Consider the following 5,084-nt stretch of genomic DNA (forward strand, 5'->3'; position numbering starts at 1 on the left):
CGGGCGGCGGCGTCATCGTGGCGATGGGCGCGGTCAGCATCCTCACGCCACTCATGTCGCCAGCGGTCGCGGAGCGCTGGTTCGGCGGCATCAACATCATCGCCTTCGCGCCCGTGCCCGCGCTCACCCTCGCCGCCGCCGCCGCGCTCTACTGGACGCTCATCGCGAAATTCGAGCGCGCGCCCTTCGTCTGCGCGATCTCGCTCTTCCTGCTCGGTTATGCGGGGCTCGGCATCAGCCTGTGGCCCAACATCATTCCGCCCTCGCTCACGTTCCATGAGACGGCGGCGCCCGACGTGACCATCCGCTTCGCGCTGATCGGCGTCGCGATCTCGCTGCCGATGATCCTCTTCTACACCTGGTACGCCTATAGCGTCTTCCGCGGCAAGGCGAGCGAGCATGGCGGCTATGCGGAGCACTGAGGCGCGAACGGGCCACCGGCTTCTCTGGTTCGCCGCGCTCTGGGTCGCGGGCGTCGCGGCGACGGCGCTCCTTGCCTATGGCCTGCGCGCGGTCCTCTCGCTCTAGCTCTGGCCTTCCGCGCGTTCAGGTATTGTTGACGGGAACGCCGAAGGGCGAGACACCGCGCACATGGTCCTCGACGCGCAGCCTCTGCTTCAGGGGAGGGAAGGCGCGCTGCGAGCAATCGACCCGCTCGCAGAGGCGGCAATTGACGCCGATGGGCGTCGCGCCCCTTTCATCGTCGAGATCGTAGCCGCGGCTGTAGATGAGCTTGCGCGCATGGGCGATGTCGCAGCCGAGCCCGACCGCATACTGATCGCCCGGCACGCCGATGCCGGAGCCGCCGCGGCTCACCGTGCGCGCGATGGAGAAATAGCGCGTGCCATCCTCCATCTGGATCACCTGGGTGTAGATCTGGCCGGGTACGCGGAAGGCGTCATGCACGTTCCAGCGCGGGCAGGTGCCGCCGAAGCGCGCGAAGTGGAAACCCGCCGCCGAGAAGCGCTTCGACACATTGCCCGCATTGTCCACGCGGATGAGGAAGAAGGGGATGCCGCGCGCGCCGGGGCGCTGGAGCGTCGTCAGCCGGTGGCAGACCTGCTCGAAACTCGTGCCGAACCGGCGGCCGACGAGCCTGAGGTCGTAATGCGTCTCCTCCGCCGTCTTGAGGAAGGCGGCATAGGGCATGAGAAGGGCGGCGGCGAAATAATTGGCGAGCGCCACGCGGCAGAGCGTGCGCGACTCCTCGTCCTCGAGCCCCGAAGTCTCGACGATGTCCTCGATCGCACGGGACTGCTCGAAATAGCCGAGCTGATAGGCGAGCTGGAACGAGCGGCCCGGCTGATCGACGAGCTCGGAGAGGAAGATCGTCTGCCGGTGGCGGTCATAGCGGCGAAGCTCCCCCGACATGAGATCGGCGGGGACGACGCGCGTCGTCACGCCATGGGCGACGCGAAGATAGTTCCTGAGGCTCACATAAGGCTCGTCGGCGCCGAGCGACGCCTTGCGATAAAGCTCCTCGGCCGTCTCGTCGAGCACGGGGAAGTGATTGTTCCGGCTGTTGATGAAATCGCGCACCACTTCGAGCGGCGCACTCACCGCCTGCCCGCCATCGAGAAGGTCGCGGTCGGCGAGCCTTTCGGCAAGCAGCGCCGTATTGGCCACGGCCTGCTGATAGGCGCGGTAGAGAGAGGCGATGCCTTCGGCGGCAACGGGGCTTGCCGAGGCCACCTCCTGCATGTCCTGGACGGTCATCCCGCTGTCGCGGAAGAGCGGATCGGCGAAGACCTCGCGCAGCGCCGTCAGCGCGCGGGCCTCGTCGTCGCCCGCGAGGCTGCGCAGCTCGACGTCATAGACCTCGGCAAGCTTGAGCAGGATCTGGGCCGACATGGGGCGCTGGTTGCGCTCGATGAGATTGAGATAACTCGCCGAAATGCCGAGATCGGCCGCCATGCGCGCCTGGGTCAGGTTCAACTCCCGGCGCAGGCGCCTAACACGCGGCCCCGCAAAGACTTTTTTCTCCGACGCCATGGCGTGAAAACCCTCGTTCCATGCCAGAAAGCGGTATCTTAATTTACAATATTTACATTAACAACCGTTTTCAGCGTTAACGCTGTAATGTTCTTTACTTTAATAGTTTCAAAGACTTAGGAATGTTTTGGACATTTCGTTGTCGCGGCTGTATGACCTCGCCAACATCCATCATCAGCGGAGGCATCGGGTATGAGCCAGTCGACAGCCACGGCCAGCACCAGCGGCATCAACATCCGCGGAAAGATGAAACCCGGCTATGACCGGGTGCTCACGGCCGAGGCGCTCGCCTTTGTCGCCGATCTGGAGCGCCGCTTCGGCGCCCGCCGCCGTGAGCTTCTTGCCGCCCGTGAAGAGCGCCAGAAGCGCTTCGACGCCGGCGAGCTTCCCGACTTCCTCCCCGAGACGAAGTCCATCCGCGAAGGCGACTGGAAGGTCGCGTCGATTCCGCAGGACCTGCTCGACCGCCGCACCGAGATCACCGGCCCCGTCGACAATCGCAAGATGGTCATCAACGCGCTCAATTCCGGCGCGCAGTCCTACATGACCGACTTCGAGGACGCGGCCGCGCCGACCTGGGACAACATGATCGGCGGCCAGATCAACCTCATGGATTACTGGGACGGCAAGATCGGCTTCACCGAGGAGGCGTCGGGCAAGAGCTACAACGTCAAGGAGAAGCCGGCAGTCCTCATCGTCCGCCCGCGCGGCTGGCACCTCGAGGAAGCGCATGTCGAGATCGACGGCCAGCCCATGTCGGGCGGGCTCTTCGATTTCGGCCTCTACTTCTTCCACAACGCGAAGAAGACCAAGGCCCACAACACCGGCCCCTATTTCTATCTGCCGAAGATGGAGAGCCACAAGGAAGCCCGGCTCTGGAACGACGTCTTCGTCCACGCGCAGAAGACCCTCGGGATCCCCAACGGCACGGTCAAGGTGACGGTGCTCATCGAGACGCTGCCGGCCGCCTTCGAGATGCACGAGATCCTTCATGAGCTGAAGGACCACATCGTCGGCCTCAATTGCGGCCGCTGGGACTACATCTTCAGCTACATCAAGCGTCTGGGGAAGAACCCGAACTACCTGCTGCCGGATCGCGCGCAGGTCGTCATGGGCAAGAACTTCCTCAATGCCTATTCGCTCCTCCTCGTGAAGACCTGCCATGAGCGCGGCGCCTTCGCCATGGGCGGCATGGCGGCGCAGATCCCCGTGAAGGGCGACGAGGCCGCGAACGAGGCCGCCTTCGCCAAGGTCCGCGCGGACAAGGAACGCGAAGCCAATAACGGCCATGATGGCACCTGGGTCGCGCATCCGGACCTCGTCGCCGTGGCGATGGAAGTTTTCGGCAAGCTCACCGGCCCGAACCAGCTCGCGCGCCAGCGCCAGGACGTCCATGTCGGCCAGAAGGAACTTCTGGAGCCGCATCAGGGCGAGCGCACCGAGGAAGGCATGCGCGAATGCTGCCGCGTCGGCGTGCAGTATATCGAAGCCTGGCTTGGCGGGCGCGGCGCGGTGCCGCTCTACAATCTCATGGAAGACGCGGCGACCGCCGAGATCAGCCGCACGCAGATCTGGCAGTGGCTCTATCACGGCGCCACGCTCTCCGACGGCCGCAAGGTGACGCCGGAACTCTTCCATGAAGTGCTGGCCGACGAGATGACGAAACTGCGCGCCACGCTCGGCGAGACGCGCTGGACCTCCGGTCACTTCGAGGAAGCCATCCGTCTCTTCGACGAAATGGCGACCGCGGAAACTTGCGAGGAATTCCTGACCCTTCCGGCCTACAAGCTGCTCGTCAGCCACGAGGCCTGAGAAAGACGCTCCGAGACTGTATCCAGAACCTTTCCGACCCCAAGGAACCTACCCATGAGCAAGAAGACCTTCTACGATCTCATCCCGAGCGCGCCCAAGGGCCGTTTCGACAATGTGAAGCGCAACTATTCGGTCGAAGACGTCGAAAAGCTGCGCGGCTCGTTCCCGATCGAGTACACGCTCGCCACCCGCGGCGCGAACAAGCTCTGGGAACTCCTGCACACGACCGACTACGTGCACTCGCTGGGCGCGCTTTCCGGCAACCAGGCCATGCAGATGGCGCGTGCGGGCCTCAAGGCGATCTACCTCTCGGGCTGGCAGGTTGCCGCCGACAACAACACCGCCGGCACGACCTACCCCGACCAGTCGCTCTATCCGGCGAACTCGGGCCCGGAGCTTGCCCGCAAGATCAACCGCACGCTGAAGCGCGCTGACGAGATCGAGCACTCGGAAGGCGGCGCGAAGCGCGACTGGTTCCTCCCGATCGTCGCCGACGCGGAAGCCGGTTTCGGCGGCCCGCTCAACTGCTTCGAGATCATGAAGGCCTATATCGAAGCGGGCGCCGCCGGCGTCCACTACGAAGACCAGCTCGCCTCGGAGAAGAAGTGCGGCCATCTCGGCGGCAAGGTTCTCATCCCGACCCGCGCCCATGAGCGCAACCTCAACGCCGCGCGCCTCGGCGCCGACGTGATGGGCGTGCCGACCCTCATCATGGCCCGCACGGACGCGGAATCCGCGAACCTCATCACCTCGGACATCGACGAGCGCGACCACGAGTTCATCGACTTCGACGCCGGCCGCACGGTCGAGGGCTTCTACCGCCTGAAGCCGGGCAAGGGTGTCGACCACTGCATCAAGCGCGGCCTTGCCTTCGCGCCTTATGCGGACCTGCTGTGGTGGGAAACCTCGCACCCGAACCTCGAAGACGCGAAGCGCTTCGCCGAAGCGATCCGGAAGGAACATCCGGACCAGCTCCTCGCCTATAACTGCTCGCCCTCCTTCAACTGGGAAGCGAACCTCGACAAGGCGACGATCGAGAAGTTCCAGCGCGAAATCGCGGCCATGGGCTACAAGTACCAGTTCGTGACGCTCGCCGGCTTCCACCAGCTCAACTACGGCATGTTCCAGCTCGCCTCCGCCTATCGCGATCGCGGCATGGGCGCCTACTCCGAGCTGCAGCAGGCCGAGTTCGCGGCGGAGAAGAACGGCTTCACCGCGACGCGCCACCAGCGCGAAGTCGGCACGGGCTACTTCGACCTCGTTTCGCTCGCAGCGGGCGG

4 protein-coding genes are annotated in these 5,084 nt (G+C 64.7%); 3 read left to right on the forward strand and 1 reads right to left on the reverse strand.

Annotated features, from left to right (window positions below):
- Window positions 1-422: cytochrome d ubiquinol oxidase subunit II (locus WBG82_RS07225; protein ID WP_424423159.1), on the forward strand; the 422-nt coding region annotated here is incomplete at its 5' end.
- 124 nt (window positions 423-546) lie between these two features.
- Here WBG82_RS07225 and WBG82_RS07230 read toward each other — a convergent pair.
- On the reverse strand, window positions 547-1,992 hold the full coding sequence (locus tag WBG82_RS07230) for a helix-turn-helix domain-containing protein (protein ID WP_424423160.1): 1,446 nt from the start codon (window positions 1,990-1,992) through the stop codon (window positions 547-549).
- A gap of 192 nt (window positions 1,993-2,184) precedes the next feature.
- Here WBG82_RS07230 and aceB point away from each other — a divergent pair, with 192 nt between their 5' ends.
- On the forward strand, window positions 2,185-3,804 hold the full coding sequence (aceB, locus tag WBG82_RS07235; protein ID WP_424423161.1) for a malate synthase A: 1,620 nt from the start codon (window positions 2,185-2,187) through the stop codon (window positions 3,802-3,804).
- A gap of 54 nt (window positions 3,805-3,858) precedes the next feature.
- A partial coding sequence (gene aceA / locus WBG82_RS07240) for an isocitrate lyase (RefSeq protein ID WP_424423162.1) occupies window positions 3,859-5,084 on the forward strand: 1,226 nt, incomplete at its 3' end.

This window comes from Parvibaculum sp., from assembly GCF_049671045.1.
Taxonomy (GTDB): Bacteria; Pseudomonadota; Alphaproteobacteria; order Parvibaculales; family Parvibaculaceae; genus Parvibaculum.

Excerpts from the sequence above, each read along its gene's own strand:
- WBG82_RS07230 (WP_424423160.1), bottom strand. The coding sequence starts at position 1,992 with ATGGCGTCGGAGAAAAAAGTCTTTGCGGGGCCGCGTGTTAGGCGCCTG.
- aceB (WP_424423161.1), top strand. The coding sequence starts at position 2,185 with ATGAGCCAGTCGACAGCCACGGCCAGCACCAGCGGCATCAACATCCGC.